This window comes from Dactylosporangium vinaceum, from assembly GCF_019904175.1.
Taxonomy (GTDB): Bacteria; Actinomycetota; Actinomycetes; order Mycobacteriales; family Micromonosporaceae; genus Dactylosporangium; species Dactylosporangium vinaceum.
In genome coordinates, this window is sequence record NZ_CP061913.1 from 7731747 (window position 1) to 7757851 (window position 26105).

The 26105-nt window shown below is 74.0% G+C and carries 21 protein-coding genes; 10 read left to right on the forward strand and 11 right to left on the reverse strand.

What is annotated here, in order from left to right; genetic code table 11:
• The first annotated feature begins 114 nt into the window (after positions 1-114).
• On the forward strand, positions 115-1317 hold the full coding sequence (locus Dvina_RS34640; protein WP_223093484.1) for an IS110 family RNA-guided transposase: 1203 nt from the start codon (positions 115-117) through the stop codon (positions 1315-1317).
• Positions 1318-1325: 8 nt separating this feature from the next.
• Here Dvina_RS34640 and Dvina_RS34645 read toward each other — a convergent pair whose 3' ends face one another.
• Both Dvina_RS34645 and Dvina_RS34650 read right to left on the reverse strand, forming a co-directional pair.
• Positions 1326-3062 (reverse strand): ABC transporter ATP-binding protein, encoded by a 1737-nt coding sequence (locus Dvina_RS34645; RefSeq protein ID WP_223093485.1) that lies wholly within the window; start codon positions 3060-3062, stop codon positions 1326-1328.
• A gap of 4 nt (positions 3063-3066) precedes the next feature.
• Entirely contained in the window at positions 3067-3675 is a 609-nt protein-coding gene (locus Dvina_RS34650) for a TetR/AcrR family transcriptional regulator (protein WP_223093486.1), read from the reverse strand.
• A 158-nt stretch (positions 3676-3833) separates the two neighbouring features.
• On the opposite strand from Dvina_RS34650, the gene Dvina_RS34655 reads away from it, so the two are divergent.
• The 3 genes from Dvina_RS34655 (at position 3834) to Dvina_RS34665 (ending at position 7204) form a co-directional block, all read left to right on the forward strand.
• Positions 3834-5018 carry a GAF domain-containing sensor histidine kinase gene (locus tag Dvina_RS34655; protein ID WP_223093487.1) on the forward strand — a complete coding sequence of 395 codons (1185 nt, stop codon included), beginning with the start codon at positions 3834-3836 and terminating at the stop codon, positions 5016-5018.
• A gap of 136 nt (positions 5019-5154) precedes the next feature.
• On the forward strand, positions 5155-6315 hold the full coding sequence (locus Dvina_RS34660; protein WP_246655515.1) for a lytic polysaccharide monooxygenase: 1161 nt from the start codon (positions 5155-5157) through the stop codon (positions 6313-6315).
• A gap of 58 nt (positions 6316-6373) precedes the next feature.
• A complete protein-coding gene (locus Dvina_RS34665) occupies positions 6374-7204 on the forward strand; it encodes a hypothetical protein (RefSeq protein WP_223093488.1) in 831 nt (276 codons plus the stop codon).
• 4 nt (positions 7205-7208) lie between these two features.
• On the opposite strand, the gene Dvina_RS34670 is transcribed toward Dvina_RS34665, so the two are convergent.
• Both Dvina_RS34670 and Dvina_RS34675 read right to left on the reverse strand, forming a co-directional pair.
• A complete protein-coding gene (locus Dvina_RS34670; RefSeq protein WP_223093489.1) occupies positions 7209-7712 on the reverse strand; it encodes a hypothetical protein in 504 nt (167 codons plus the stop codon).
• A 29-nt stretch (positions 7713-7741) separates the two neighbouring features.
• The gene (locus tag Dvina_RS34675; RefSeq protein ID WP_223093490.1) at positions 7742-9316 is read right to left on the reverse strand and encodes a hypothetical protein; all 1575 of its coding nucleotides are present in this window, start codon (positions 9314-9316) and stop codon (positions 7742-7744) included.
• Positions 9317-9427: 111 nt separating this feature from the next.
• Between Dvina_RS34675 and Dvina_RS34680 the strand changes: the two genes are divergently transcribed.
• Complete coding sequence (locus Dvina_RS34680) at positions 9428-10336, forward strand: sulfite exporter TauE/SafE family protein (protein WP_223093491.1); 909 nt, start codon at positions 9428-9430, stop codon at positions 10334-10336.
• 21 nt (positions 10337-10357) lie between these two features.
• Positions 10358-11992: a glucose-6-phosphate isomerase gene (pgi, locus tag Dvina_RS34685; protein ID WP_223093492.1), complete on the forward strand. Its 1635-nt coding sequence runs from the start codon at positions 10358-10360 to the stop codon at positions 11990-11992.
• Positions 11993-12056: 64 nt separating this feature from the next.
• On the opposite strand, the gene erm is transcribed toward pgi, so the two are convergent.
• Entirely contained in the window at positions 12057-12836 is a 780-nt protein-coding gene (gene erm / locus Dvina_RS34690; RefSeq protein ID WP_223093493.1) for an ErmE/ErmH/ErmO/ErmR family 23S rRNA (adenine(2058)-N(6))-methyltransferase, read from the reverse strand.
• A 230-nt stretch (positions 12837-13066) separates the two neighbouring features.
• The gene (locus Dvina_RS34695) at positions 13067-16363 is read right to left on the reverse strand and encodes an ATP-binding protein (protein WP_223093494.1); all 3297 of its coding nucleotides are present in this window, start codon (positions 16361-16363) and stop codon (positions 13067-13069) included.
• A 111-nt stretch (positions 16364-16474) separates the two neighbouring features.
• On the opposite strand from Dvina_RS34695, the gene Dvina_RS34700 reads away from it, so the two are divergent.
• A complete protein-coding gene (locus Dvina_RS34700; protein ID WP_223093495.1) occupies positions 16475-17119 on the forward strand; it encodes a hemerythrin domain-containing protein in 645 nt (214 codons plus the stop codon).
• Positions 17116-18837 (forward strand): MFS transporter, encoded by a 1722-nt coding sequence (locus Dvina_RS34705; protein WP_223093496.1) that lies wholly within the window; start codon positions 17116-17118, stop codon positions 18835-18837. Before Dvina_RS34700 ends, Dvina_RS34705 begins: the two co-directional genes overlap by 4 nt.
• 30 nt (positions 18838-18867) lie before the next feature.
• Here the strand turns inward: Dvina_RS34705 and Dvina_RS34710 are convergent, their stop codons facing one another.
• From Dvina_RS34710 to Dvina_RS34720, 3 genes are read right to left on the reverse strand one after another with little or no spacing between them, the layout of a single operon-like run.
• Positions 18868-20073 carry an MFS transporter gene (locus tag Dvina_RS34710; RefSeq protein WP_246655516.1) on the reverse strand — a complete coding sequence of 402 codons (1206 nt, stop codon included), beginning with the start codon at positions 20071-20073 and terminating at the stop codon, positions 18868-18870.
• 37 nt (positions 20074-20110) lie between these two features.
• Positions 20111-21070 (reverse strand): DNA polymerase domain-containing protein, encoded by a 960-nt coding sequence (locus Dvina_RS34715; RefSeq protein WP_223093497.1) that lies wholly within the window; start codon positions 21068-21070, stop codon positions 20111-20113.
• A gap of 17 nt (positions 21071-21087) precedes the next feature.
• Positions 21088-21972, reverse strand: coding sequence for an NAD(P)/FAD-dependent oxidoreductase (locus Dvina_RS34720; protein ID WP_223093498.1), 885 nt, complete (start codon positions 21970-21972; stop codon positions 21088-21090).
• Positions 21973-22038: 66 nt separating this feature from the next.
• Here Dvina_RS34720 and Dvina_RS34725 point away from each other — a divergent pair, with 66 nt between their 5' ends.
• Together Dvina_RS34725 and Dvina_RS34730 are read left to right on the forward strand one after the other, a co-directional pair.
• Positions 22039-22596, forward strand: coding sequence for a helix-turn-helix domain-containing protein (locus tag Dvina_RS34725; protein WP_223093499.1), 558 nt, complete (start codon positions 22039-22041; stop codon positions 22594-22596).
• 66 nt (positions 22597-22662) lie between these two features.
• On the forward strand, positions 22663-24693 hold the full coding sequence (locus Dvina_RS34730; protein ID WP_223093500.1) for a glycosyltransferase family 39 protein: 2031 nt from the start codon (positions 22663-22665) through the stop codon (positions 24691-24693).
• A gap of 201 nt (positions 24694-24894) precedes the next feature.
• Here Dvina_RS34730 and Dvina_RS34735 read toward each other — a convergent pair whose 3' ends face one another.
• Complete coding sequence (locus Dvina_RS34735; protein WP_223093501.1) at positions 24895-25206, reverse strand: hypothetical protein; 312 nt, start codon at positions 25204-25206, stop codon at positions 24895-24897.
• Complete coding sequence (locus Dvina_RS34740) at positions 25206-25907, reverse strand: hypothetical protein (RefSeq protein ID WP_223093502.1); 702 nt, start codon at positions 25905-25907, stop codon at positions 25206-25208. Before Dvina_RS34740 ends, Dvina_RS34735 begins: the two co-directional genes overlap by 1 nt.
• Positions 25908-26105 lie beyond the last annotated feature (198 nt).

Consider the following 26105-nt stretch of genomic DNA (forward strand, 5'->3'; position numbering starts at 1 on the left):
CGCCTGCCTCGTCTGCTCTTGCTGACTGCTGATTGGGCTCTGCGATCCATCGCTGTGTAGGGCGTTGACGGCGGCAAGAGCGCGCGGTGACAGGCCATGGGAGAAGGGAGTCAGATGGCTGTCGCGGTCGGAGTCGATGTGGCCAAGGAACTGCACTGGGCCGCCATCGTGCACACCGAGACCGGGAAACTGCTGGCCAGCTGCAAGGTAGCCAACGAACCGGCGGCGATCCATGAGTTGATCGACCAGATCCACGCGGCCGAGGGCGATCACGGCCCGGCGACGGTCGCGATCGACGTACTCGGCGGGATCGCCGGGCTGTTGCAGGTCATGCTCAGCGACGCCGGCTTGGACCTGGTCCACGTATCCGGGCTGGCAGTCAACCGGGCCCGGCGGGCCACCCGCGGTGGCGAGCACAAGTCGGATCCGCGCGATGCCAAGGTGATCGCCGATCAGATCCGGCTGCGCCGCGAGGAACTGCGCCCGGTCACCACCGACACCGACGCCGATGCCGAACTGCGGCTGCTGGCCGGACGCCGCCGGGAGCTCGTGGTCGATCAGACCCGCCGCATCGCACGGCTGCGGGACCTGCTCGCCTCGATCCATCCCGGCCTCGAACGCGTGCTCGACCCGACCAACAAAGCCGATGCCGCACTGCTGGCCCGCTATGTCACCCCGGCCGAAATCCGCCGCGCCGGCCGCAACCGGATCATCACCTACCTGCGCACCACCGGCCGGCACAACACCGCCGTCATCACGGCCTTGGCCGACAAAGCCCTGACCGCCGCAACCGGGCAGCACCTCACGGTGCCCGGCGAGGCAGTCGCTGCCAACATCGTGCGTGACCTCGCCCGCGAGGTGCTCGCCGGCCGCGACAAACTCGCCGCGATCGACGCCCGGCTCGCCGAGGCGCTCACCCGCCACCCTGACGCGGCCCTCGTCCAGTCCCTGCCCGGGATGGGGGCCACCCTGACCGCCGAGTTCCTCGCCGTGGCAGGCGGCATCAGCCGATTCGCCAGCGGCAACCAGCTCGCCTCCGCAGCCGGACTCGCCCCCGTGCTGCAACAATCCGGCAAGATGCACTACCTGCGCCGCGCCAACGCCGGCGACAAAACCCTCAAACGCATCTTCTACCAATCGGCGTTCTGCGCCCTGCAACGAGACCCGGCCAGCCGCGCCTTCTACGACCGCAAACGAGCCGAAGGAAAGCGGCACCACCAAGCCCTCATCGCCCTGGCCCGCCGACGCATCAACGTCCTGCACGCCATCCTGCGCACCCGGCAGCCCTACCAAGCAAACTTTGCTCTCGCCTCTTGACTCAGACATTAGGCTGCGGCCTCCTGCTCCGTCAGCTGGGACAGGACGATCTCGCGGTAGGTCTCGTTGTCGGTCATCAGTTCCTCGTGGGTGCCGGTGCCCACGACGCGGCCCTCGTCGAGCACGACGATGCGGTCGGCGTCGCGGATGGTGCTGACCCGCTGGGCCACGATGACGACCGTCGCGTCGGCGATCTCGCGGCGCAGGGCCTCGCGCAGGGCGGCGTCGGTGGCGTAGTCCAGGGCGGAGAAGGAGTCGTCGAACAGGTACACCTCGGGCCGGGCGACGAGCGTCCGGGCGATCGCCAGCCGCTGCCGCTGCCCGCCGGAGACGTTCGTGCCGCCCTGCGCGATCGGCGCGCCGAGGGCCTCGGGCATGGCCCGGACGAAGTCGGCCGCCTGCGCCACCTCGAGGGCCTGCCACAGCTCGTCGTCGGTGGCGTCGGGCCGCCCGTAGCGCAGGTTGCTGGCGACGGTACCGGAGAAGAGGTAAGGCTTCTGGGGAACCATGCTGACCGTGCGGGCCAGCAGTGCCGGCTCGATGCGCCGGACGTCGACGCCGTCGACCAGGACGGTGCCGCCGGTCGCGTCGAAGAGCCGGGGCACCAGGTTGAGCAGTGTCGTCTTGCCCGCACCGGTGCTGCCGATGATCGCCGTGGTCTGGCCCGGGTGGGCGACGAGGTCGACGCCGGACAGGACCGCGGACTCGGCGCCCGGGTAGTGGAACGACACGCCGCGCAGCTCCAGCTCCCCGTGTTCGCCCAGGCTGGTGACCGGGTCGGCGGGGGCCTTGACGCTCGACTCGGCGCCCAGCACCTCCTGGATGCGCTCGGCGCAGACCTCGGCCCGCGGGATCATGACGAACATGAACGTCGCCATCATCACCGACATGAGGATCTGCATGAGGTAGCTGAGGAACGCGGTGAGCGCGCCGATCTCCATGCCGCCGGTGTCGATGCGCTTCGCGCCGAACCAGAGCACGAGGATGCTGGAGGCGTTGACGACGAGCATGACGGTCGGGAACATCAGCGACATCAGCCGGCCGACGGCGAGGGACACGTCGCGCAGCTCCCCGTTGGTCTTCTCGAACCGGACCCGCTCGTGCTCGTCGCGGACGAACGCGCGGATGACCCGGATGCCGGTGATCTGCTCGCGGATGACGCGGTTGACCAGGTCGATGCGGACCTGCATGAGCCGGAACAGGGGCCGCATGCGCACGACGATCAGCGAGATGATCCCGATCAGGACCGGCACGACGACGAGCAGCAGCCCGGACAGCGGCACGTCCTGGTTGAGGGCCAGGATGATGCCCCCGACGCACATGATCGGCGCCGAGACCATCAGCGTGAACGTCATCAGGACCAGCATCTGGACCTGCTGGATGTCGTTCGTGGTGCGGGTGATCAGGGACGGGGCGCCGAGCTCGCCGACCTCGCGGGCGGAGAGCTCCTGGACCTTCGCGAACAGCCCGGCCCGCACGTCACGGCCGAGCGCCATGGCGGTGCGGGCGCCGTAGAAGACCGCGGCGGCCGAGCAGACGATCTGCAGCAGGGAGACGGCCAGCATCCAGCCGCCGTACTCCACGATGTAGCCGGTGTCGCCGGTGACGACGCCGTTGTCGATGATGTCGGCGTTGAGGGTCGGCAGGTAGAGCGTGGCGAGCGTCTGCACCAGCTGCAGCAGCACCACCAGGGTGATCGGCCCGCGGTAGGGCCGAAGGTACGTTCGCAGCAGTCGGATCAGCATCGTCTCAGGCTTCTCCAGGGTCGGGTGGGGTCAGGAGGCCGTCGAGCAGGACGGCCACGATGTCGTCGGGTGTCAGGTCCTCGTCGGGCAGCATGCCCCGCGTCGAGATCCCGATCAGGGCGAACAGCAGTCCGGCGGCTGTTTCCGGGCTGCGTCGCAGCAGGTGCCGGTCGGGCTCGATCAGCCGCGCGACGGCGGCGGTGAGCTGCCGGCGGCCCTCCATGAGGGCGGCCATGGGCGACTCGTCGGGCGGAAACTGCATGGTGCGCACGAGCATCATCAGCGGGATCGAGGCCTCGATCCGCCGGATCATGATCGCGGCCGCGTCGCGCAGCCGCTGCCGCAGGTCCGCGGCGGGGTCGATGGCCGACAGGGCCAGCAGCATCGGCGCCGGGTCGAACGCGTGCCGCAGGGTCGCGGCGAGCAGCGACGCCTTGTCGGGGAAGACGCCGAAGATGGTGCCCTCGGCGACCCCGGCGGCCTCGGCGATCTGCCGGGTGGTGACTGTCGCGCCGTGGGTCATCAGCAGCGGCAGCGTGGCGGCGATGAGTGCCGCGCGCCGCTCGTCGGGGGCGAGCGCGGGCACCCGCCGCCGCCGGGTCTCAGCGTTCACGGGGCAACTGTAATGAGCGAGCACTCACTCGGACAACCGAATTTGACGATCGCGTGACGAAATACTCACAGCAACTCTGTTGCAACACCCTGTGATCGGGCCGCGCAACTGCGCCTGCACACGATGATCGGACTAGCGTCATTGAGAGGAACGGTGCGATGCGCGACGTCGACGAGGAAGCCCGGCTCTCGGCCCTGTACAGCTACGGCGTGCTCGACACGCCGCGCCCGAAGCCCCTGGACGAGCTCACGCAGCTCGGCTCGTCGGTCTTCGACACCACCATGTCGACAGTCACCCTCGTCGACCGGGAGCGGCAGTGGTTCGCCGGCCGGACCGGCCTCACGTCCGACGAGACCCCCCGGTCCATGTCGTTCTGCGCCGAGACGATCCCGACCCGCACGACGCTCGTCGTGTCCGACGCCCGGGCCGACGCGCACTTCCGCGACTACCCCAACGTCACCGGCGAGCCGCACATCCGCTTCTACGCCGGTGCGCCGCTGATCGACGACGACGGGTTCGTGCTCGGCACGTTCTGCGTCAAGGACGACCGCCCCGGCGATCTCGGCCCCCGCCAGCAGGAGGCCCTCGAAACCCTCGCCCGGCAGGCGGGCGGGCACCTGTCGCTCATGCGCAGCCGGCTCATGCTGGCCGAGCTCGGCGACGAGCTGGCCCGCGCGACCCAGCGGGAGGAGGACCTGGTCGCCACCATCTCGCACGAACTGCGCACACCCGTCACCGCCATTCAGGGCTACCTCGAGCTCCTGGCCGAGGACGAGGGCCTGGCCGGGTACGACCGCCTGGTCGAGCCCATCTACCGCAACGGCCAGCGCCTCGTGGGCATGGTCGACCACCTGCTCACCGGCACCCGCCCGGTCGACGCGCCGCTGCTGCTGCACCGCAGCCCGGCCGAGCTGCACCTGGTCCTCAACGCCGCGGTGCAGGCCAACGCCGCGCTGGCCGAGCCGCGCGGGGTCGAGGTCGCGGTGGAGCGCCCGACCGAGGCGTCGGTGGTCTCGGTCGACATCGCCCGGATCACCCAGGCCGTGCAGCAGCTGGTGCGCAACGCGATCCTGTTCACCCCGGCCGGCGGCAAGGTCACCCTGCGGGTCGTCTACGCCCCGGTCCCGGCGATCGAGGTCAGCGACACCGGCGTCGGCATCCCGGCCGACGAGCTGCCCTACGTCTTCCAGCGCTTCTTCCGCGGCCGCCACGCCCGCCGCCAGGCCGTCCCCGGCGTCGGCCTGGGCCTGCACATCGCCCAGGAGGCGGTCGCCGCCCACGGCGGGCGGATCACGCTGAGCTCGGCCGGCAACGGGACCACCGCGCGCCTGACCCTGCCGTAAGTTTCACGCGTCGTGCCTGCATTTCCATAGTTGTCACCGTCGATTGTTTGCCTTTCGGCGGTGACGCCGACCACACTGCGCCTACCTCGTGGGAGCCGAGCAACTCTGCCGCGCCCCGAACTCGAGGAGGTACCCCTTGGCAAGGATCGCCAGAGGCGCGCTGTGGCCCACCGTGGTCGCCGCCGCTTCACTCGTCGCGGCCGTCCTGGTCGCACCCGGCACCGCGCAGGCCCACGGCGTCGCGCTCGTCCCGGGCAGCCGCACCTATCTGTGTTACGTCGACAGCCTGCAGGCCAACGGCACGATCGCGCCGACGAACCCGGCGTGCGCCGACGCGGTGGCCCAGGGCGGCCAGCAGCCGCTCTACGACTGGTTCGGGGTCCTGCGCTCCGACGCGGGCGGGCGCACCACCGGCTACATCAACGACGGCGAGATCTGCGGCGCCGGCACCACGAAGTACGCCGCGTACAACGCCGCCCGCACCGACTGGCCCACGACCCACCTGACGTCGGGCGCGTCGATCCAGCTGCACTACAGCAACTGGGCCGCGCACCCCGGCACGTTCCGGCTCTACGTCACCAAGAACGGCTGGGACCCGACGAGCCCGCTGAAGTGGTCGGACCTCGAGTCGTTCGGGAGCGTCACCGACCCGCCGCAGTCCGGCGGGCCCGGCGGCCTGAACTACTACTACTGGAACCAGACGCTGCCCACCGGCAAGAGCGGGCGGCACATCCTGTACATCCAATGGGTCCGCTCGGACAGCCAGGAGAACTTCTTCAGCTGCTCCGACGTCGTCTTCGACGGCGGCAACGGCGAGGTGACAGGGGTCAAGGGCAACAACCCGAGCACCTCCCCGTCGGCCTCGCGCTCGGCCTCGGCGTCCGCCTCACCGTCGCGGTCCGCGTCCGCCTCGGCGTCGGCCTCGCGCTCGGTGTCCTCGTCGCCCTCCCGGTCGGCCTCGTCGTCGCCGAGCACCGGTGGCGGCGGCAGCGGGTGCTCCGCGACCTGGGCGCTGCAGCCGAGCAACTGGGCCGGGCACTTCCAGGTGAACGTCACGGTGAAGAACAACGGCACGGCCACCCTCAACGGCTGGACCGTCCGCTGGACGTACACCGGCGGGCAGGGCTTCGACGGCGCGCCCTGGAACGGCACGCTCACCGCGCAGCCACCGAATCCGGCGGTGACGAACGTCGACTGGAACAAGGTGCTCGGACCCAACGCCACGACGTCGTTCGGCTTCAACGCCACCGGGACCGCACCGGCCACCGCACCCACGCTGACCTGCACCAGCCCCTGATCATCCCCGTACGGCGGCGCCCGCACCCCGGGCGCCGCCCCGACATTTCGAGGTCCTCGTGACGCACTCGCCTTCCGGCGGCACCCGTGTCCGGCACGCCGCCGCCCCGCCGAACCTCGACCCGCCGCCGGAGGAGCCCCGCCGCAGCGGTACCGGTGGTCTCGCCCCGAAGTGGCGCTACGCCATCGGGTTCGTGGCCATCGTCGCCGTGATCGGGGCGATCGTGTTCGTCACGCAGCAGGGCGACCCTCCCCCGCCGCCGGCCGAGACCGTGCACAGCGTCGAGGGGGCGCTGGGCAACCGGCAGGCGGCGACGCTGGAGGTGCAGAGCGGGGCCGAGTCCGTGATCATCCACGCGGAGCCGCTCGACCAGCTGCTGTACCGGGCCTCGACGCTGCCCGGCAGCAAGGTCGCGCCGGTCGCCGGGGAGAACGGGGACACGGTGCAGCTGTCGCTGACCGGCACCGAGATCGCCGGGCAGGCGACGGTCCACGTGTATCTCAACGACAAGGTCAAGTGGACGCTCACGCTGGCCGGCGGCGGGCTGCGCCAGGTCGTCGACTTCGCCAACGGCCACCTCACCGGGATCGAGGTCAAGGCCGGCGTGCAGGAGCTCGACGTGACGGTCCCGAAGGCCGAGGGCACGATGAACATCCACGTCGGCGGGGTCGGGCGGCTCGCCGTGCACGCCCCCACCGGCATCCCGGCCCAGCTGACCCTGGCCGACAAGGGCACCGTCGGCGAGGTCCGCCTCGACGACAAGGTCACCAAGAACGTGTCCGGCCCCGCGGTGATGGCGACGGCCCCCGACTACGCGAGCGCCGCCGACCGCTACGCGCTGCAGGTCGACACGGCCGCGGCCGCGGTCTCGGTGGACCGCCGGCCGTAGCGGGCTACTGCACCGACTGCCGCCACAGTGCGGCGCCGGGCGACATCCGGCGCCGCACCAGGCGGTAGGAGACGAAGTGCAGCCACCCGGCCAGCGGCAGCTCGACGGCGAACGCGGTGGCCAGGCTGATCCACCGGTCGGGGCCGGACGCGGTCATGATGTCGAACCAGGCGTCACAGGACAGCAGCGTCCCGCTCACCAGCGCGGCGAGGACGACGATCTGCCGCCGCCGCAGCGCCGCCCAGGCCGTGACCGCGAGGGCGACCGCGAGGGCGGCGTCGAACCCGACCCAGGTCAGGTCCCAGTTCCCGGCGAGGTACTGCGGCGGCAGCCGGATCGCGAGCGCGATCATCCACGGGATCATCAGCACACTCGCCACACCGATCACGATGACGAACCGCCGCCGCGCCCGTTCGTTGCCCGGCCGGGTCCGCAGTGCCGCCAGCCGCCGGGCCAGCTCCTCGCGCTCCTGCGGGCTCATGGCCAGCAGCTGGGCGTCCTCGATCACCCCTCCGACGATACGTCGGCGCCCCGCGGTCAGCTCGGCAGTTGCGCCACGGTCGTGAACCCGCCCGCCGCGACCAGGACCCGGACCCGGCCCGCGGTCGTCGTGTAGTGCTCCAGCTCCTGCCCGGCCGGGTCGTTGACGCTCACGACCGCCGGAGCGGGGCCGGGCACGTCGACGTCGGCCGTCCGGGTGCTCGTGGCCAGGCTGCGCAGCAGCGTCAGGTGCCCGCCGCCGGGCCCGCTCAGGTCCAGGGTGTGCAGCTCGGCCCCGTCGGTGCGGGCGACGGGCCGGGCGATCCGGGCGACGGCGGCCACCTCGGGCTCGGCGTCGAGGGCGAGCATCGCCAGCAGGCCGTGGATCGTCGACTCGGCCCCGGCGTCGCGGTGCACGACCCCCCGCCCGCCCGGCCGGTCGATCCCGTCGCAGGTGACGCCGGTGTCCGGGTCGTACATCGGCGCCCCGGCCGGATTGTTGCCGAAGAACCACGACCCGGCGACCCCGGCCAGGGTCCGCAGCGCCGGGCGGCCGGTGGCCCGCGCGGTCGCCAGCAGCGACTCGACCCGCGAGTGCGCCCCGTAGGCGAGCTGCACCCCGTCGAGCGTCAGCGCGTCGCGGGCCCCGGGCAGCCCGGCCCGCAGGTTGTCCGGCCCGCCGCCGACCAGCAGATACGGCGTGAACGACGCCGCATCGGCGAGCGCCGCGTCCCGGGCGCCGAGGTCCCCGCACACCGCGTACACCTGGGCGAGCGCCCCCGGGGCCAGGCCGGCCCACCCGTGCCACTCGGTGCGCGACAGGCCCCACGGCAGCACCGCCCCGAACGGCCACGTCCACGGCGTCCCGGTGCGCATGGCGGCCACCCCCTCGGCGAGCTGCTCGAGCACCTTGCGCGCGTCGTCGTCGCCCGCGTTGCTGCGGGTGTACTCGCACAGCCCGAGCAGCGCCTCGCCGGTCAGATCGGCACCATCGGCGATGAGCCAGGCGGGCGTGGCCGTGTCGTCGACGGGCCGCCACTGCCCGTACCGCGCGAGCACCTGCCGCCGCACCGCCCCGAGGGCCAGGCCGAGCCGCCGGCGCAGGAACGCCGCGAACCCGTCGTCGTCGCCGCCGAACGCCGCGGCCCCTTCCCCGAGCGCCCAGATCGTCCGGGCGAGCCAGGCCGACTCCCCCGAGTCCGACGGGTCGGGGTCCTCCACGGGCAGCGCGCGCGGGTTGAGCCGGCCGTCGGGCTGCTGCCACAGCACCACGTTCCCGGACCGCGGATCGGTGTCGTCGGCGGGCACCGTCTGCAGGAAACACAGCCCGCGCAGCAGCTGCCGGGCCGCGTCCCGGCTGGTCGAGGCGCCCGTCGCGCGCCAGTGCCGGGTGTAGACCACCGCCGCCCGCGCGATGTCGTCGGCGTTGAACGCGCCCTGGCCGTATCCCCCGGCGGCGTTCGGCTCCCCGCCGCCCACGGCCCGGAAGCCGCCGCCGGCGTCCCGCTCGGCGTAGGTCCACACCACCTCGACGTGCGGCTCGTCGTCGAGCCGGTACGTGGTGTGCCCGGCGGTCACCGGCGGCACGATACGGACCCGCAGCGAGTCCAGGTGGGCAAGGTTCGTCAGCACGGCCGCCCACTACCCGACCGGTGATCACCAAACACCGCCGCCGGGTGACCTTCTCCGCTTTGTCGACCTAGTTAGTGGACAAAGTCGAGATTATCGGCAAGACTCCTGCGAATGGATCCGCTGCTGGCCTTCGCCGGGCTTGGGGTCGGTGTCATCGTCGGGTTGACCGGCATGGGGGGCGGGGCCCTCATGACGCCGATCCTCGTGCTGTTCTTCGGGGTGCCGCCGCTCGCCGCCGTGTCCAGTGACCTGGCCGCGTCGGCCGTCATGAAGCCGTTCGGCGGGTGGGTGCACGCCCGGCGCGGGTCCGTCAACTGGGGGCTGGTGCGGTGGCTGTGCCTCGGCAGCGTGCCCAGCGCGTTCCTCGGCGTGCTGCTCATGCGGGCCATCGGCGGCGGAGACGGTGTGCAGGACGTGGTGCGCATCGCGCTCGGGGTGGCGCTGCTCCTCGCCGTCGCCGGGCTGCTGATCAAGCACTACCGCCGGGACCGCAGCCGCGGCGACGGTACCGCGGCCGTCGTCGTCAGGCCCGTCCCGACGCTGCTGCTCGGGGCGGTCGGCGGGCTCGTCGTGGGCATGACGTCCGTCGGGTCCGGGTCGCTGATCATCGTGATCCTGCTCGCCCTCTACCCGGCCCTCGCCCCGCGCGACCTCGTCGGGACCGACCTGGTGCAGGCCATCCCGCTGGTGATCTCGGCCGCGCTCGGGCACGCGCTGTTCGGGGACCTGAAGCTCGACCTGGCCGCCGCCGTGCTCATCGGGTCGGTCCCCGGCGTCCTGATCGGGGCCCGGCTCTCCTCGCGGGCACCGGCCGGCGTGGTGCGGGCCGCCCTGGTGATCGTGCTCATCGCGAGCGCGCTGAAGCTCTTCGCGGTACCGACGAATCTTGTGCTGCTGATCGTCGCCCTTGCGACGGCGGCGGCCGTCGTGGCGGGGCTGCGCGGACGGCGAGATCGGGACACCGACGGCGAGACGGAATCGAAAGGGGCAGAATCAGCCAGTGGAGTGTCACCACGCTGACTCGCTAGGAGTTGTTTCCTGATGCCTCGGCTCAACCATCTGCCCGAGTGGGCCGCGCTGACCAAGCACCGCGCGGAGCTCGGAGAGGTTCACCTGCGCGACCTGTTCGCCGAAGACGACGAGCGGGGCACCCGGCTCACCGTGCAGGTCGGCGACCTCTACCTCGACTACAGCAAGCACCTCGTCACCGACGAGACGCTGCGGCTGCTGCAGGAGCTCGCGGCCGCGCGCGGGGTGTTCGAGCTGCGCGACGCGATGTTCCGCGGCGAAAAGATCAACTTCACGGAGCACCGGGCCGTCCTGCACACCGCGCTGCGGGCCCCCCGCGACGCGGAGATCATCGTCGACGGCGAGAACGTGGTGCCGAAGGTCCACGCGGTGCTCGACCGGATGTCGGCCTTCGCGGACCGGGTCCGCTCCGGGGACTGGAAGGGCTACACCGGCGAAACCATCAGCACCGTGATCAACATCGGCATCGGCGGCTCCGACCTGGGCCCGGCCATGGCCTACGAGGCGCTGCGGGCCTTCACCGACCGCTCGCTGACGTTCAAGTTCGTCTCCAACGTCGACGGCGCCGACCTGCACGAGGCCCTCCGCGACGCCGACCCGGCCAGGACGCTGTTCATCGTGTCGTCGAAGACGTTCACGACTATCGAGACGATCACCAACGCCACCGCGGCCCGCCGGTGGCTGCTCGACGCGCTCGGCGACGACGCGGCCGTGGCCAAGCACTTCGTGGCCGTGTCGACGAACGCCGCCGAGGTCGCCAAGTTCGGCATCGACACGACGAACATGTTCGAGTTCTGGGACTGGGTCGGCGGCCGGTACTCCTACGACTCCGCCATCGGCCTCTCCCTGATGATCGCGCTCGGCCCCGAGGGCTTCCGGGCCATGCTCGCGGGCTTCCACCAGATGGACGAGCACTTCCGCACCGCACCGCCGGAGTACAACGCGCCGCTGCTCCTGGGCCTGCTCGGCATCTGGTACCGCAACTTCCACGACGCGCAGACCCACGCCGTCCTGCCGTACAGCCACTACCTGTCGAAGTTCACGGCGTACCTGCAGCAGCTGGACATGGAGTCCAACGGCAAGTCCGTCGACCGCGAGGGCAACCCCGTGGAGTGGCAGACCGGCCCGGTCGTGTGGGGCACCCCCGGCACCAACGGCCAGCACGCCTACTACCAGCTCATCCACCAGGGGACCACGCTGATCCCGGCCGACCTCATCGGCTTCGCCCGGCCCGTCGCCGAGCTCGGCCCCCTCGGCGGCCAGCACGACCTGCTCATGGCCAACCTGTTCGCCCAGGGCCAGGCCCTCGCATTCGGCAAGCCGTCGGAGCAGGTGGCGGCCGAGGGCGTGGCCGAGGCCGAGGTGCCGCACCGCACGTTCCGCGGCGACCGCCCGACGACCACGATCCTGGCCAACGAGCTCACCCCGCACGTGCTCGGTCAGCTCATCGCGCTGTACGAGCACAAGGTCTTCGTCCAGGGCGCCGTCTGGGACATCGACTCGTTCGACCAGTGGGGCGTCGAGCTCGGCAAGGTCCTCGCCAAGCGGATCGAGCCGGCCCTGACCTCCGACAGCCCGGACCTGTCCGCGCTGGACTCCTCGACGGCGGGCCTCGTCGGCCGCTACCGGGCGCTGCGCGGGCGGTAACCCCACCGTGGTCGGGCCGGCGACTCGGTTGCCGGCCCGCCCACAGCTCCTCCGCGCGGCCCTGTCACCGGTTGGCCTGCAACAGCCGGTGCAGGCTCAGCCACTGCTCCGGCCAGACCAGCCCGACGGGTGTGCGGGGATCGAGCCGCAGCGCCCGGAACGCCGGGTCGAGCCGCCGGGCCGGATACCGGCGGGTCAGTGACGCATGCAGTGATCCCCCGGCGCCGCTGAAGCCCAGCCGCACGATGTCCTGGTACTGCCCGAGGCCCCGCGGATCCACGAGTGGCACGGCCCGCCGGACCAGGCGCAGCACTGCGCCGTCGACCCGCGGAACGGGCCGGAACGCCGTGCGGGCCACCCTCCCGGCGAGGTACCAGTCGAACACCGGCCACGTCGCCACCGTCAGCCGCGACCAGCGCCCGTAGTCCCCGGCCCGCTTCCGGGCGTACTCCAGCTGCGTCAGCAGCGTCGCCGACACCAGCCCGGGCGCGGCCAGACACCAGCCGACGACGGCCGACGTGAGCGCGTACGGGATGTTGCCCACGACCGCGAACGCCTCCCGCGGCGGATGCGCCCCGAGGAAGTCCTGCGGCCGGACGGTGAGGCGCCGATGCTCGGGCAGCGCCGCTGCCATGGCCGGATCGACCTCGTAGGCGATGACCCGCGCGCGGTGGCGCAGCAGCTCGGCGGTGAGCACACCACGGCCGGCTCCGACCTCCACGACGAGCGTGCCGGGTGCGATCCGGGCCGCGGCGACGACCTGGCGGACGGCCGCGGGGTCAGCCAGAAAGTTCTGCCCGAAGACCCGCCGGGCCCGCGGGTGGGCAGCACGAGAGTGGGACATTGTCGAGGTTCCCCTGGTTCGCAAGCACGGATGCGGACGCGAAAGGGCCCCGGAACTGCACTGGATTGGATGCGGCCGTGATGCCGACGAGCGTCAGGCGGCCGGGCAGACCAGGGCACGACGCCGGATGCGCAACCGCGAAGCCGGCGCGAAGGCCGCCCGGATCAGGGCATGCGTCGTGGTGGTCATGGGCCGCACGCTAACAGCCGCGCCTGCTGCCGGCACCCCATTTACGCGCCTGCTCCACCCGCCGGGGCAGCGCCGGTCGGGGCGGCGCCGGCGGCACCGCCGCCGCGCCTGGCGGACATCCCCAGGCGGCGTAGCGCGGCGTCGGCGCGGGCCGCGTAGTGTGCGGCGCCGGCCGCTGTCGCCACGGCGACGGCGTGCCGGTAGTGGTCGGCGGCCTCCGCGGGGCGAGCCAGCAGGAGCGCGGCATCGCCCAGGTAGTGCGCGACCGGGGCCAGCGTCATCGACCCCGACGCGGCGCCGCAGAGCTCGCCGGCCAGCGGCGTCAGGGCCCTGACGGCGCGGTCGGCGACCTCCGGGGCGTCGAGGGCCACCGCTGTCGTGATGCGCAGGGCGTGCCAGATCGGCGCCAGGAAGTCGTCGGGAAACTCCTGGTCCGGCTGCCAGACCGCCCGGGCCGCCGCCGTGCGGCCGGTGGCGGCCAGCAGGTGGGCGTGCGGCTCGCGGGTCATGGCGGGGATGGTGGAGTACAGCTGCGGCAGCTCCTCCAGGAGCGCGGGGCGGCCCCGGCCGGACGCCTCCGACAGGCAGAGCCGGCAGACGAACGACAGCGCGTCACCGTGGTGGGCGGCCGCGCGCTCCATCGCGGCGGCGAGCTCCAGGTAGGCCGCCTCGGCCTCGGTGAAGCGGCCGGCTATCGAGTGCTGCAGGCCGCGGCCGGCCAGGGCGGTGAGGCGGCCGGCGCCCAGCTGGTAGCGCTCGGCCAGGCTCTCGACGGTGGCGATCGCCGTGTCGAGGTCGGCGGATGCGCCGCGGGCGGCGGCCACCTGCACCATGGCCTGCCAGCCCACGAGGTCGTGGCCGGTGGCCAGCAGGCGGCCGGCCAGGCGGGCGCGCTCGGGGCGGGCATCGCCGTACGTCAGGCGCAGCCGCGCGGCCGCCGCCAGGCCGATGAGCGCCGGGTCCCCGGCCCGCTCGGCCAGGGTCTCGGCGGCCAGGCCCAGGTCGCGCCGGGCTCGATGCTCCCCCGGGCCGGCGTCCTCGGTCTCGCTGAGCAGCACGCACAGCAGCCGGCACCGCTCGTCGTCGCCGAGGCCGTCGCGGGCCAGCAGCGCCTCGATCTCGGCGACCAGGCCGGCGTCGCGGCGCAGGTACGCCCGGTGCATCCACAGCGCTGGCACCGCACCCTCGGTGATCGCGCGGGCCAGCAGCCGCTCACCGGCCGAGAGCGGCCCACCGGCCGGGCCGGGCCCGCCGGCCGGGAGGTGCCCGCCGGCGGCCGCGCGGGCCACCGCGATCGCCGCGGCGCGGACCCGCTCGGCCTCGGCGTTCGCGCCCTGCCGGAGCAGGGAGCCGCACCACGCCAGCAGCAGGGTGACCTGCTCCTCGGGCGGGCGGCCCGCCGTCGTGGCCGCGGTCGCCGCCTGCCGCCACAGCACCGCCGCGTCGGCGTGGGCGCCGCGGTGCTCGGCCAGGCGGGCCGCGGCCGCCGCGGCCGGCGCCGCCGCGGCCGCGAAGCCGTCGCCCGCGCTGCCGTAGTGGCGGGCCAGGGAGGCCGGTTCGGCGCCGCCGCGGCGCTCCAGCTCGGCGGCGATCAGCGCGTGCCAGCGGGCCCGGCGCACCGGGGACACCTGGGCGTAGAGCGCCTCCTGGGCCAGGGCGTGCGCGAAGCGCAGCGGGCCGTCGTCGGCGACGAGCAGGCCCGCCATGAGCCCGGCGTCGATCGCGTCGAGGACCGCGTCCTCGTCGGTGCCGGCCGTCGCCACGAGCAGCTCCACGTCGAGGTCGCGGCCGGCGACCGCGGCCACCTTGAGGACCGTCGGCGCGGAGCCGGGCAGCAGCGCCACCCGGTGCCGGACCACGTCGGAGACGCCGGCCGGAATCTCGTCGCCGGGCGCGCCGCCGCCGAGCAGCCGGGCCAGCTCGACGGCGTAGAACGGGTTGCCCTCGGCCCGGCGCACGACGGTGCCGACCGGCGCCCCGGGGGCCGTGTCGCGCACGATCGCGGCGACAGCGCCCGCGTCGAGGGGCGGCAGCCGCAGGTGCTCCGGGTGCAGCCGGGCCAGGCGGGCCAGGGCCGCGGTCAGCGGGGCCGGTGGCGACTCCGGCCGGTAGGCGGCGATGAGCGGGACGTCCCCGGCCGCGGCGACGTGCACCAGCAGGTCCAGGGTGGCCCGGTCGGCCCAGTGCAGGTCGTCGAAGACGAGCGGAGCCGGGTCCGGTACCGCCCGCAGGAACGACGCCACCGCCTGCCGGAGCCGGTGCGGCTCGATGTCGGCGGTGCCGGGCTCGTCGCGCAGCAGCGGCGCGAGCTCGGGCACGGCCTGCGCGCCCCGGATGCGCCGCAGCACCTCGGCCCAGGGCAGCAGCGGCGGCGCGCCGTCGGCCTCCGGGCAGCGGCCCCACACCGCGGCCGGCTCCAGCGCCTCGAGCAGCGCGGTCTTGCCGGCGCCGGCCGGGCCGGACAGCAGGACCAACCGCCGGTCCGCGACCGCCCGCCGCAGCCGGCCGAGCTCGTCGTCGCGGCCGTGCACCCGCCGCCGGGCCGGGGCGGGCGGGGCCACCGGCGCCAGGTTGTGCCGCAGGATGTCGGCCTCCAGCTTGCGCAGGGCCGGGCCCGGGTCCAGCCCGAACTCGTCGCGCAGCGTGTCGCGGGCCTGGCGCAGGGCCGCGAGCGCCTCCGCCTGGCGGTCCGCGCGGTAGAGGGCCAGCGCCAGCATCCGCCAGCGCCGCTCCCGCAGCGGCGCCTCCTCGGCGAGCTCGGCCAGCTCCGCTACCAGCCCGGCCGGCGGCTCCAGGCCCAGCCGCGCGGCCATCCGGGTCTCCCGGGCCACCCCGTGCAGCTCCAGCAGGCGCACCCGCTCGGCCTGGGCCCACGGCGCGTCCGGGTAGTCGGCGTAGGGCTCGCCGCCCCACCAGCCGAGGGCCTCCTCGGCGAGGGCCCGGGCCCGGCCCGCGTCGCCGCCGTCGAGCGCGGCCGCCGCGTCGGTGGCCGCCCGCTCGAACCGCCAGGCGTCGACCGCGTCCGGCGGCAGCTGCAGCGCGTACCCGGCCGGCCGGCTCACGATCAGCCCGGTGCGGGCCCGGGCCGGGAGGTCGGGCTGCAGGAGGCGGCGCAGGTGGGAGACGTACGCCTGGAGCACCGGCTGCGGCTTCGGCGGGGGCTCGTCGGGCCACAGCACACCGATCAGCCGGTCGGCCGACAGGACCGATCCGCGCCCCAGGACGAGCAGGGCGAGCACGGCCCGCTGCCGCCGGCCGCCGAGGTCGACGGGCGTGCCGTGCCGCTCGGCGCTCACCCCGCCGAGCACGCCGATGCGCAGCCCGTCGTTCACGATCATGCACATTAGCCTTCCGGTACCGCGGCCGTCGCCGTCGTGAATCGGACTGCACCGGCCCGGCACAACACCGGCTCAACAATTTCGCAAGTCCGCGGGCCGACGGTGCCCACCATGACCGATCGACCCGACATCTCCGCGTTCCTTTTGGCCCACGCCGGCTTCCGCACCGAGTTCGGGCGGCTCGCCGCCGTCCTGGCGGCCCCGCGCGACGCCGCCCATGCGGCCCTGATCGAGCGGCAGGTCGAGCTCGTCCTCGCCTGCCTGCACCACCACCACACCGACGAGGACACCACCCTGTGGCCGCGGCTGCGCGAGCGGTTCCCGCGGTCCGTCCCGCTGCTCGACGCGCTCGAGGAGCAGCACGAGGCGGTCGACGCCGACGTCGCCGTCCTCGCCGACCGGGCCCGGCCGGCGGCCGAGCGGGCCGGGGCCGCGGCCCGCCTGCACGCGGCCCTGGGCCGCCACCTCGACGACGAGGAGCGCGACGCGGTGCCGCTGCTGCTGCAGGCGTACACCGCGCGGGAGTGGACCGAGCACGGCCGGGAGGTCGTCGCCGGGTACGACAGGCGGCTGCTCCCGGCCCTCTTCGGCTGGCTCTGCTCGGCCGGCACCCCGCAGCTCGCCGCGGCCGCCCTGGCCGAGTTCCCGGTGCCGGTCCGGCTGCTCTTCCGGTTCTCGTGGTGGCCCGCCTACCGCCGGCGCCACCACGCGCTCTACGGCACCACGGTCCGGGCCCACGCCGGGCGGGCGTCGTGAAGGCCGCGCCGCTGGCCGTGCTGTGCGCCGCGCAGCTCATGGTGCTGCTCGACGGCACGATCGTGAACATCGCCCTGCCCGCCGTGGCCGGCGACCTCGGCCTGTCCCCCGGCGCCGCACAGTGGCCGGTGACGGGCTACTACCTGGCGTTCGGCGGGCTGCTGCTGCTCGGCGGGCGGGCCGGTGACCTGTTCGGCCGCCGCGCGGTCTTCCTGGCCGGCATCGCCGTGTTCACCGCGGCCTCGCTCGCCGGCGGGTTCGCCACGACGGCCGCCGCGCTCATCGCCGCCCGGGTCGTCCAGGGCCTGGGCGCCGCCGCGGCCGCACCGAGCATCCTGGCGCTCATCCACACCGCCTACACCGAGCCGGGCCCGCGGACCCGGGCGCTGGCCGTCTACGCGGCGATGTCCAGCGTGGGCGCGGCGACCGGCCTGATCGCCGGCGGCCTGCTCACCCAGTACCTCTCGTGGCGCTGGGTGTTCTTCGTCAACGTCCCGCTCGGCGCGGCGGTGCTGGCCCTCGGGGTCAGGCTGCTCCCGGCGCCACCCCGCCGCCGGACCCCGCTCGACCTGCCGGGCGCGGTCACCGTCACCACCGCCCTGACCCTGCTGGTGTACTCGCTGAGCCGGGCCGGGTCCGACCGCTGGACGAGCCCCGGGGTCCTGGCGCCGCTGGCCGCCGCGGCCGGGCTGCTGGCCGTCTTCGCGGTAATCGAGCGCCGCGCGGCCGCGCCGCTGCTACCGCTGTCACTGCTGCGCCCGGGTGCCCGCATGACCGGTCCGGAGCCTGCGGAGGAGCCGGTCATCAGGGGCCACAGCTCGACGGTCGGGCGCCCGCAGCGAAGCGGAGGGCGCATGACCGGTCCGGAGCCTGCGGAGGAGCCGGTCATCAGGGGCCACAGCTCGACGGTCGGGCGCCCGCAGCGAAGCGGAGGGCGCATGACCGGTCCGGAGCCTGCGGAGGAGCCGGTCATCAGGGGCCACAGCTCGACGGTCGGGCGCCCGCAGCGAAGCGGAGGGCGCCTGACCGGTCTCGCGGCCGCGGCGACGGTGGGTGCCACGTTCTTCGTGCTGTTCTACTTCGGCTCCCGATACCTGCAGCTCGTCCTGCACGCCGCCCCGGCCCGGGCGGGCCTGGAGTACCTCCCGTTCAGCGCGACGCTCCTGCTCACCGCCCAGCTGGTGGCCCGGGTCGTCGCCCGCGGGCGGGCCCGGCCGCACCGGCTGGTGCCCGCGGGCCTGGCGCTGGCCGCGGCGGCCATGGTGTGGCTGACCCGGCTGGCGCCCGGCGGGAGCTACGCCCGCGACGTGCTGCCGCCGCTGCTGGTGTGCGCGGTGGGCCTGGGCCTGGTCATCGTGCCGATGACGCTGCTGGTCATGCACGGCGTCCCGGCCGGCGACGCCGGTGTGGCCGCGGGCCTGCTCAACACCGCCCAGCAGATCGGCGGCGCGGTCGGCCTGGCCGCGGCGACCTCGATCGCCGGCCACGGCCTCGCGGCGCCGTTCTGGCTGGCGGCGGCGCTCCCGGCGGCGGTGGCGGTCCTGACGGCGGCCACGGCCGTGCGATCGGCGCCCCGCCCAGGCCCAGGACCGGTGCCGGAGTCGGTGCCGGGGTCCGGGTCGGGGTCGGTGCCGGGGTCCGGGTCGGTACCGGGGTCGGTGCCGGGGTCGGGGTCTGAGTCGGGGTCGGCACCTGTCCAGCCGTCTCCGGCCCGCTGACCGGAGCGGGAGCAAGCGGCCTCGGAATCCTCAGCCTGTGGCTCTGGCGTTTGTGGTTCGTCGTTGTGCTGTGCCGGTGAGGAGCAGGAACCCGAGCAGGCACAGCCCGGCGGCGCAGACGTAGGCGTAGCGGTAGCCGAGCTGGGCGGACAGGCCCAGCAGCGGGCCGGACAGGAGGGCGGCGACCGGGAAGGCGTTCGCGGCCAGGGTGGCGGCTCGGCCCGGCTCGCCCGGGAGGAGCTCCTGCACGTAGGAGATGCCCAGGCCGTGGACGGCCGCGATGAAGCTCGCGTTGAGCACCTGCAGCGCGGCGACCTGCCAGCTGTGTGTGGCCAGGCTGACCAGGGCGTAGTACGCGACGCCGAGGGCCGCGCCGACGACGATCAGGCGGTGCAGCGGGTAGCGGGCCGACAGCGCCCCGAAGCCGAGCATCAGCGGGATCTCCAGGGCGGCGCACAGGCCCAGGGTCAGGCCGGCGTCGCGCACCTCGGCGTGCAGGACGTGGCCGAGGTACAGCGACATCGCCTGCACGTTGAGCGTGCTCGCGGCCTGCATCACGGCGATCGCCGCGAGCGTGCACCACACCACGGGCCCGGCCCGGCGCGCCGGTGGTCGCTCGACGTGCGCCGGCGGCGAGACCTCCTCGAGGCGCAGGAGCACGACGGCGGCGGCGATCGCGTACATGGCGGCGGCGGTCAGGTAGAGCACCCGGAACCCGCCGGCCTGCAGCAGCAGCGCGGCGATGGGCGGCCCGGCCACCCAGGCGATCGAGAACATCATCCGCAGGGTGCTGGTGGCCATCGCCGCCCGGGTCGAGCCGCGCTGCGCCAGGACCTCGCGGGCGTAGGCGAAGGACTGCGGGAAGAGCGAACCGCTGAGCGCCGTGAGGGTCGTCGTCAGAACCAGGAGGATCCAGTACTCCCGGATGAACGCGGTAGCCGTCATGCCCGCGCATCCGGCGAGGGCGGCGGTGAGCAGCAGCCGGCGGCGCAGCGGGCGCCGGTCCGAGAGCCGGCCCAGGATCGACGAGGAGACCATCGAGGCCAGGGGCCCGGCGACCAGGAACGCGCCGACGAGGGCGGGGGCGGCGCGCACCTCGGTGCTCAGGAACAGTGCCAGGAACGGGCCGACGACGGCGACCGACAGGCCGACGAAGAGGAACATCACGCCGAGCGGTACGAGCGAGTGCCGGGCGGAGGTGCTGGCAGGTGCCTCGACGCTAATCCCCGAACTCACCTTCGCACCTTACCGAACGGCGCGGAGAGCGCTCTCCTCAGGACCCGTCCGCCTGCCGCTTGGCCCGGGCCCGGCGCTTGCCCTCGTGCATGGCCTGCACCCGCGGGACCGGGATGGTGTGGCCCTCGGCGATCAGGTCGGCCGGGACCTTCTGCGGCGCGGGCATGTGCCGGGCCCACGGGTCGGCGGTGCCGAGCAGGGCGGGCGCGGTGTGGATCGTGAAGTCGCGCGGGCTGACGTCGCCGAGGTCGGACCAGTCGAGCGGGTACGAGACGGGGCAGCCGGGCCGCAGCCGCGGGCTGTACGCGCACACGACAGTGGCCCCGCCGACCCGCGTCGGGTCCAGGAACACCTTGCCGTGCCGGTCGTCGCGGATGAACGCGGTGGTGGCCAGGTCGGGGTCGAGCCGCTCGGCCCGGGCGGCGATCGCGCGGGTGGCCGCGGCCACGTCCTCCATCGGGGCCGGCTCGATCGGCACGAAGATGTGGATACCCTTGGCGCCGCTGGTCTTGACCGCCCCGGCCAGGCCGGCGGTGTCGAGCGTCTCGCGGATCAGCCCGGCCGCCCGCACCACCAGGCCGAAGTCGTCGCCCTCGGGCGGGTCGAGGTCGAGCACCATGTGCGTGGTGTGCGCCAGGTCGTCGGCGCGCACCAGCGTGGGGTGGTACTCCACGGCCCGCTGGTTGGCGAACCACAGCAGCGTGCGGCGCGAGTCGCACAGGGCGTAGGTGACGTCCCGCTTGGAGGTCTCGGCCCACATGTCGACCGTGTTGACCCAGTCCGGCGTGTACTTGGGGACGTTCTTCTGCATGAACTTGTCCTGCCCGCGCATGATCCGCACGACGGACAGCGGCCGGTCGCGCAGGACCGGGATGATCCGGTCGCGCACGGCGTCGAGGTAGTCGACGAGGTCGCGCTTGGTCGCGCCGGCCCCCTCGAAGATGGGCTGGTCGAGGTTGGTCAGCGCGACCCCGTCACGTTCCTCGCCGGTGCTCACCGTCACACCGTAGCGCCCTACGGCTCCTGCAGCAGGTCCATGTTGAGCGCGGCGCCGGCCTTCATACCGCCCGCGGCCGAGGTGATGACCTGGCCCATGGGGTCGGCGATGTTGCCGGCGACCCACACGCCGGGCACGTCCGTCCGGCCGGTCGGGTCGGCCGCGATGTACTGCGCCACCGTCACGCCCTGCATCTCGAGGGGTGTGCGCTTGAGCCCGAGCTCGTCGAGGAAGTCCGCCGTCGCCGCGAGGGTCGTCTGCACGACGATCGCCTCCCGCGGGACGAACCGCTCGCCTTCGAGGTGGACGCCCCGCGCCTCCACCTTCGTCACGACGCCGTCGACAACCTTGACGTTCGCCGGTGCCGGCTCAATGTGCTGACCGTTCGTGAACAGGATCAGGTCGCCGGTCCACTGCGGCCACAGCGTCGCGGCGTGCACGGCCATGGGGCTGGTGGCGATGATGCCGATGGGGCGGTCCTGGACCTCCCAGCCGTGGCAGTACGGGCAGTGCAGCACCCAGTGGCCCCAGCCGTCCGCGAGGCCCGGGATGTCCGGCAGCTCGTCGACGACGCCGGTGGTGACGAGCAGCCGCCGGGCGGTGAACCCGCCGCCGCCGGCCGGCTCGACCCGCAGCCCGGCCCCGTCGCGGTAGGCCCGGACCACCGTGTCGTCGACGATCTCGACGCCGTAGCGGCGGACCTCCTCCCGCCCGATCCGCAGCAGCTCGCCGGGGGCGGTGTTCTCCCGGCCGAGGTAGTTGTGCACCCCCTCGGCGGGGGCGTTGCGGGGCCGCCCGCCGTCGATGACAAGCACCCGCCGGCGGGCCCGGCCCAGGGTCAATGCACCGCTCAGCCCGGCCGCGCCGCCGCCGATGACAATCACGTCGTATCGCTCGCTCATGGCCCCAACGCTCCACCGCCGCTGCGGTCCTGGCAAGCTTCTTTGCCGGAATGGCAAACTGGTGACATGGACTTCGGCCCCCGCCTGCGCCACCTGCGCGAACAGCGCGGCGTCACGCTCACCGCCCTGGCCGCCGACACCGGCATCTCCGTGAGCACCCTGTCCCGCCTCGAGTCCGGCGGCCGCCGCCCGACGCTGGAGCTGCTGCTGCCCCTGGCCCGCGCCCACGGCGTCACCCTTGACTACCTGGCCGGCGCCGAGCCCACAGCCGACCCGCGCGTGCACGCCAAACCGGTCGTGCGCCACGGCGTCACCCACATCCCGCTCACCCAGCGCCCGGGCGCGCCGATGGCGTTCAAGCTCATCTTCCCGCCCAACACCCCCGCCGACGACACGCCGACGCCGCAGACCCACGAGGGGTACGAGTGGCTGTACGTCCTCGCCGGCCGCCTCCGCTTCGTCCTCGGCGAGCACGACATGATGCTCCAGTCGGGCGAGGCCGTGGAGTTCGACACCCGGGTGCCGCACTGGTTCGGCAACCCGCACCCGTACGCCACGGAGGTCCTCAGCCTCTTCGGCCCCCAGGGCGAGCGCGTCCACGTGCGGGCGCGCTCCCGGAGCTGACCGGTTCACAGCCGGCGTACAGGTTGTTGCCACGATCGCGCCAGGCCCGTCCCGGAGAGTCCCCCCATGACCACGACGACGCTGCCCCGGCCCGCAGTCGCGCCGCCCCCGGCCCCGCCGGCGGCCCGCCCGGTGTGGCAACGCCCGGCCCTGGCCGCCCTGTTGCTGCTGACCGGCGTGCTGTACCTGTGGCGCCTGGGCGACTCCGGCTACGCGAACAGCTTCTACGCCGCCGCCGTCCAGGCCGGCACGCAGAGCTGGAAGGCGCTGCTGTTCGGCTCCCTCGACGCCGGCAACGTCATCACCGTCGACAAGCCGCCGGCCTCCCTGTGGATCATGGGACTGTCGGGCCGCGTCTTCGGCTTCAACAGCTGGAGCCTCCTGGTACCGCAGGCACTCGAAGGAGTCGCCGCGGTGGCCCTCCTGTACGCCACGGTGAAGCGCCACTTCGGCGCGGCCGCGGGGCTCCTCGCGGGCGCGGCGCTGGCCCTCACGCCGGTCGCGGTGCTGATGTTCCGCTTCGACAACCCGGATGCGCTGCTGACGCTGCTGCTGGTGGCGGGCGCGTACTGCACGACCCGGGCCGTGGAGCGGGCCGCGCCCGGCTGGCTGGCGCTGGCCGCGACCGCGCTGGGCTTCGCCTTCCTGACCAAGATGCTCCAGGGCCTGCTGGTCCTGCCCGGCTTCGCCCTGGCGTACCTGATCGCCGCCCCCACCACGCTCGGCCGCCGCCTCCTGCACCTGCTCAGCGCCGGCGCCGCGCTCGTCGTGTCGGCGGGCTGGTTCGTGGCGCTGGTGGCGCTGTGGCCGGCGTCGTCCCGCCCGTACATCGGCGGCTCGACCGACAACAGCCTCCTCGAGCTGGCCCTGGGCTACAACGGCCTGGGCCGCATCCTGGGCGGCGACGGCAACCGCGGAGGCGGTGGCGGGGGCGGTTTCCAGAACGTCGGCTTCGGCGGCGCCACCGGCATCACCCGCCTCTTCGGCGACAGCATGGGCACCGAGATCAGCTGGCTCCTCCCGGCCGCGCTCGTCGCCCTGATCGCCGGCCTGTGGTTCACCCGCCGCGCCCCCCGCACCGACACCGCCCGCGCCGCGCTGATCGTGTGGGGCGGCTGGCTGCTGGTCTCGGGCCTGGTCTTCAGCTACATGTCGGGCACCATCCACCCGTACTACACGGTCGCCCTGGCCCCGGCGATCGCCGCCCTGGTCGCGATCGCCGGCCGCGAGCTCTGGCGCGCCCGCGCCGCGCTCCCGGCCCGCCTGACCCTGGCCGCGCTGGTCTTCGTGACCGCGGCGTGGGACTTCACCCTGCTGTCCCGCGACGCCACCTGGACCCCGTGGCTGCGCTGGACAATCCTGGTGACGGGCGGCGCAGCGGCGGTGGCGCTCGCCTCACTCCCGCCGTCGCCGCGCTCCCCGCTGCCGTGGCGCAAGCGCGCGGGCGTGGCGGTCGCGCTGGCGGCGCTCCTGTCGGCCTTCGCGGGCACGACGGCGTGGGCCGTCTCCACCGCCGGCCAGCCGCACACCGGCTCGATCCCCACCTCGGGCCCGACGTCGTCGAGCATGGGCGGCGGCTTCGGCCTCCCCGGCGGCGGCCTCCCCGGCGGCGGCGCAGGCGCGGGCTCAGGCTTTGCGGGCGGCGGCAGTGCCGACACGGGCACTGGCAGCGGCACGGGCCCGGGCACTGCGGGCGGCGGCGCAGGCACGAGCACGGGCGACGGCGCGGGTACTGGCTCTGGCTTTGCTGGCGGCGGCGGGGGTCGGTCGGGCGCGGAGAGCGAGCTGATCGCGCTGCTGAAGTCGACCACGACGCAGTGGGCCGCGGCGACGACCGGTGACCAGACCGCCGCCGAGCTGGAACTGGCCACAGGCAAGTCGGTCATCGCGATCGGCGGCTGGGACGGCAGCGACCCCGCACCGACCCTGGCCCAGTTCAAGACGTGGGTGAGCGAGGGCAGGATCGCGTACTACGTCCCGGGCGGCCGCGGCGGCGGGGGCATAGGCGGCGGCAACAGCGACATCGCAAGCTGGGTGGCCGCCAACTACACCGCCACGGCAGCCGGCAACACCACCGTCTACAAGCTCACCTCCTGATCCTGCGTCCCAGCACAGTCCTTCCCGCCGCGACCCCTTGCAGCCCAATCCCTTCAGCGCAGTCCTTTTGACGCAACACTTTCCGCCTCACTCCGACGAGCGCCCGGCTCAGAACCGGGCGCTCGTCCACGTTCACGGCTCGCGTTGCCAGCGTTTGCGGACACGGCGGGTTGGTGGAGTGCTTCGGGTGCGGCGGGTTGGTCAGGGGCCTTCGGACGCGGCGAGCCGGTCGGCGTCGATCGGGAGCGGATAGCGGCGCGACCAGGCGACCGGATCGAAGGCCGGCTCCCGGCGGTATCGGTCAAGCATCAGCTTGCTCCGCAGCGCCGTCAGCTCCTCGAGCGGGAATCCGGGTGCCGCAATGGCCCGGCCGAGCACCGCCTCGGCGGCACCGGCCGGCGGCCCGTCCAGGTCACCGTCCGGGTCGTCGAGCGCGGCCCTGACAAGCGTGCGCAGCGTCTCCGGGTGGTCGTCCCCGAGCAGCCGCGCCTGGTCCGCCGCGATCCCCGCCATCAGCTCCGCGGCGAGCCCCGATCGACGAACCAGCCCACGTGCTCGGCGTGCTCGATCCGCGCGGCGACCGTATCGGGGTGCACCTCTCCCAGCCGCACACTGCGCTCCCGGGCGATCCGCTCGCAGGCCGCGACCGCCAGGTCCCGCTGGGCCCGGGCCTCGTCGCCCTGCCCCGCCTCCTCATACAGCCGGCCCAGCAGCCGCCGGGCCTCCGCATGGTCAGGATCGCGGGCGGCGACCTCGAGCCAACCGTCGCGGACCTGGCCGAGCAGCTGCGACCGTCGCGGCTCACCGACCTGCCCCGCAAGCTGCCACAGCAGCTCGAGCGTCTCCTCGTGCGCCGGCCCGTGCACCCGCTGCGACGCGGCCGCGAGGTGCTCCACCGCCTCGGCGTACTCCGCGTCACCCGACCTGTCGAGCGGCCGCCGCCAGCGAGCCAGCAGGTACCGCGCGGCGAGCGTGTCCGGATGCTCGGCCCCCAGCGTCCGGACCCGCCCGGCGGTCACCGCGGCGAGTTCGTCGCTCGCCAGCCGGTCCCAGTCGGCCCAGTGCGCGTCCTCGGCGTCGCACACCGAACGGCAGGCCCACGCCAGCTCCAGCCGCGCCGCCAAGGTCCGCGGATCGTCAGGCCCGTACGCCCGTGCCCGTTCACCGACAGCCCCCTGCCACACCCGCACCCGGCCGAGCTCGCTGCGACGCATCGGCCCACCGTACCGGCGACGACCGCCGGCGACCGTCCCCGGCCAGTCCTGCACCCCGGCACGCCGATCCCACCCACGGGGGCAGGCACTCCCTGCGGGGCGGACGCTCGCCATGGAGTTGAGCGCTCGCCGCGGAGACAATCAACCGCCGCCCCGGAGCCAGGCGTTCACCGCGAAGGGCGGGCGTTCGCTGCGAAG

Excerpts from the sequence above, each read along its gene's own strand:
- pgi (WP_223093492.1), top strand. The coding sequence starts at position 10,358 with ATGCCTCGGCTCAACCATCTGCCCGAGTGGGCCGCGCTGACCAAGCAC.
- Dvina_RS34655 (WP_223093487.1), top strand. The coding sequence starts at position 3,834 with ATGCGCGACGTCGACGAGGAAGCCCGGCTCTCGGCCCTGTACAGCTAC.
- Dvina_RS34730 (WP_223093500.1), top strand. The coding sequence starts at position 22,663 with ATGACCACGACGACGCTGCCCCGGCCCGCAGTCGCGCCGCCCCCGGCC.
- Dvina_RS34680 (WP_223093491.1), top strand. The coding sequence starts at position 9,428 with ATGGATCCGCTGCTGGCCTTCGCCGGGCTTGGGGTCGGTGTCATCGTC.
- Dvina_RS34700 (WP_223093495.1), top strand. The coding sequence starts at position 16,475 with ATGACCGATCGACCCGACATCTCCGCGTTCCTTTTGGCCCACGCCGGC.
- Dvina_RS34740 (WP_223093502.1), bottom strand. The coding sequence starts at position 25,907 with ATGCGTCGCAGCGAGCTCGGCCGGGTGCGGGTGTGGCAGGGGGCTGTC.
- Dvina_RS34640 (WP_223093484.1), top strand. The coding sequence starts at position 115 with ATGGCTGTCGCGGTCGGAGTCGATGTGGCCAAGGAACTGCACTGGGCC.
- Dvina_RS34695 (WP_223093494.1), bottom strand. The coding sequence starts at position 16,363 with ATGATCGTGAACGACGGGCTGCGCATCGGCGTGCTCGGCGGGGTGAGC.
- Dvina_RS34725 (WP_223093499.1), top strand. The coding sequence starts at position 22,039 with ATGGACTTCGGCCCCCGCCTGCGCCACCTGCGCGAACAGCGCGGCGTC.
- Dvina_RS34645 (WP_223093485.1), bottom strand. The coding sequence starts at position 3,062 with ATGCTGATCCGACTGCTGCGAACGTACCTTCGGCCCTACCGCGGGCCG.
- Dvina_RS34720 (WP_223093498.1), bottom strand. The coding sequence starts at position 21,972 with ATGAGCGAGCGATACGACGTGATTGTCATCGGCGGCGGCGCGGCCGGG.
- Dvina_RS34735 (WP_223093501.1), bottom strand. The coding sequence starts at position 25,206 with ATGGCGGGGATCGCGGCGGACCAGGCGCGGCTGCTCGGGGACGACCAC.
- erm (WP_223093493.1), bottom strand. The coding sequence starts at position 12,836 with ATGTCCCACTCTCGTGCTGCCCACCCGCGGGCCCGGCGGGTCTTCGGG.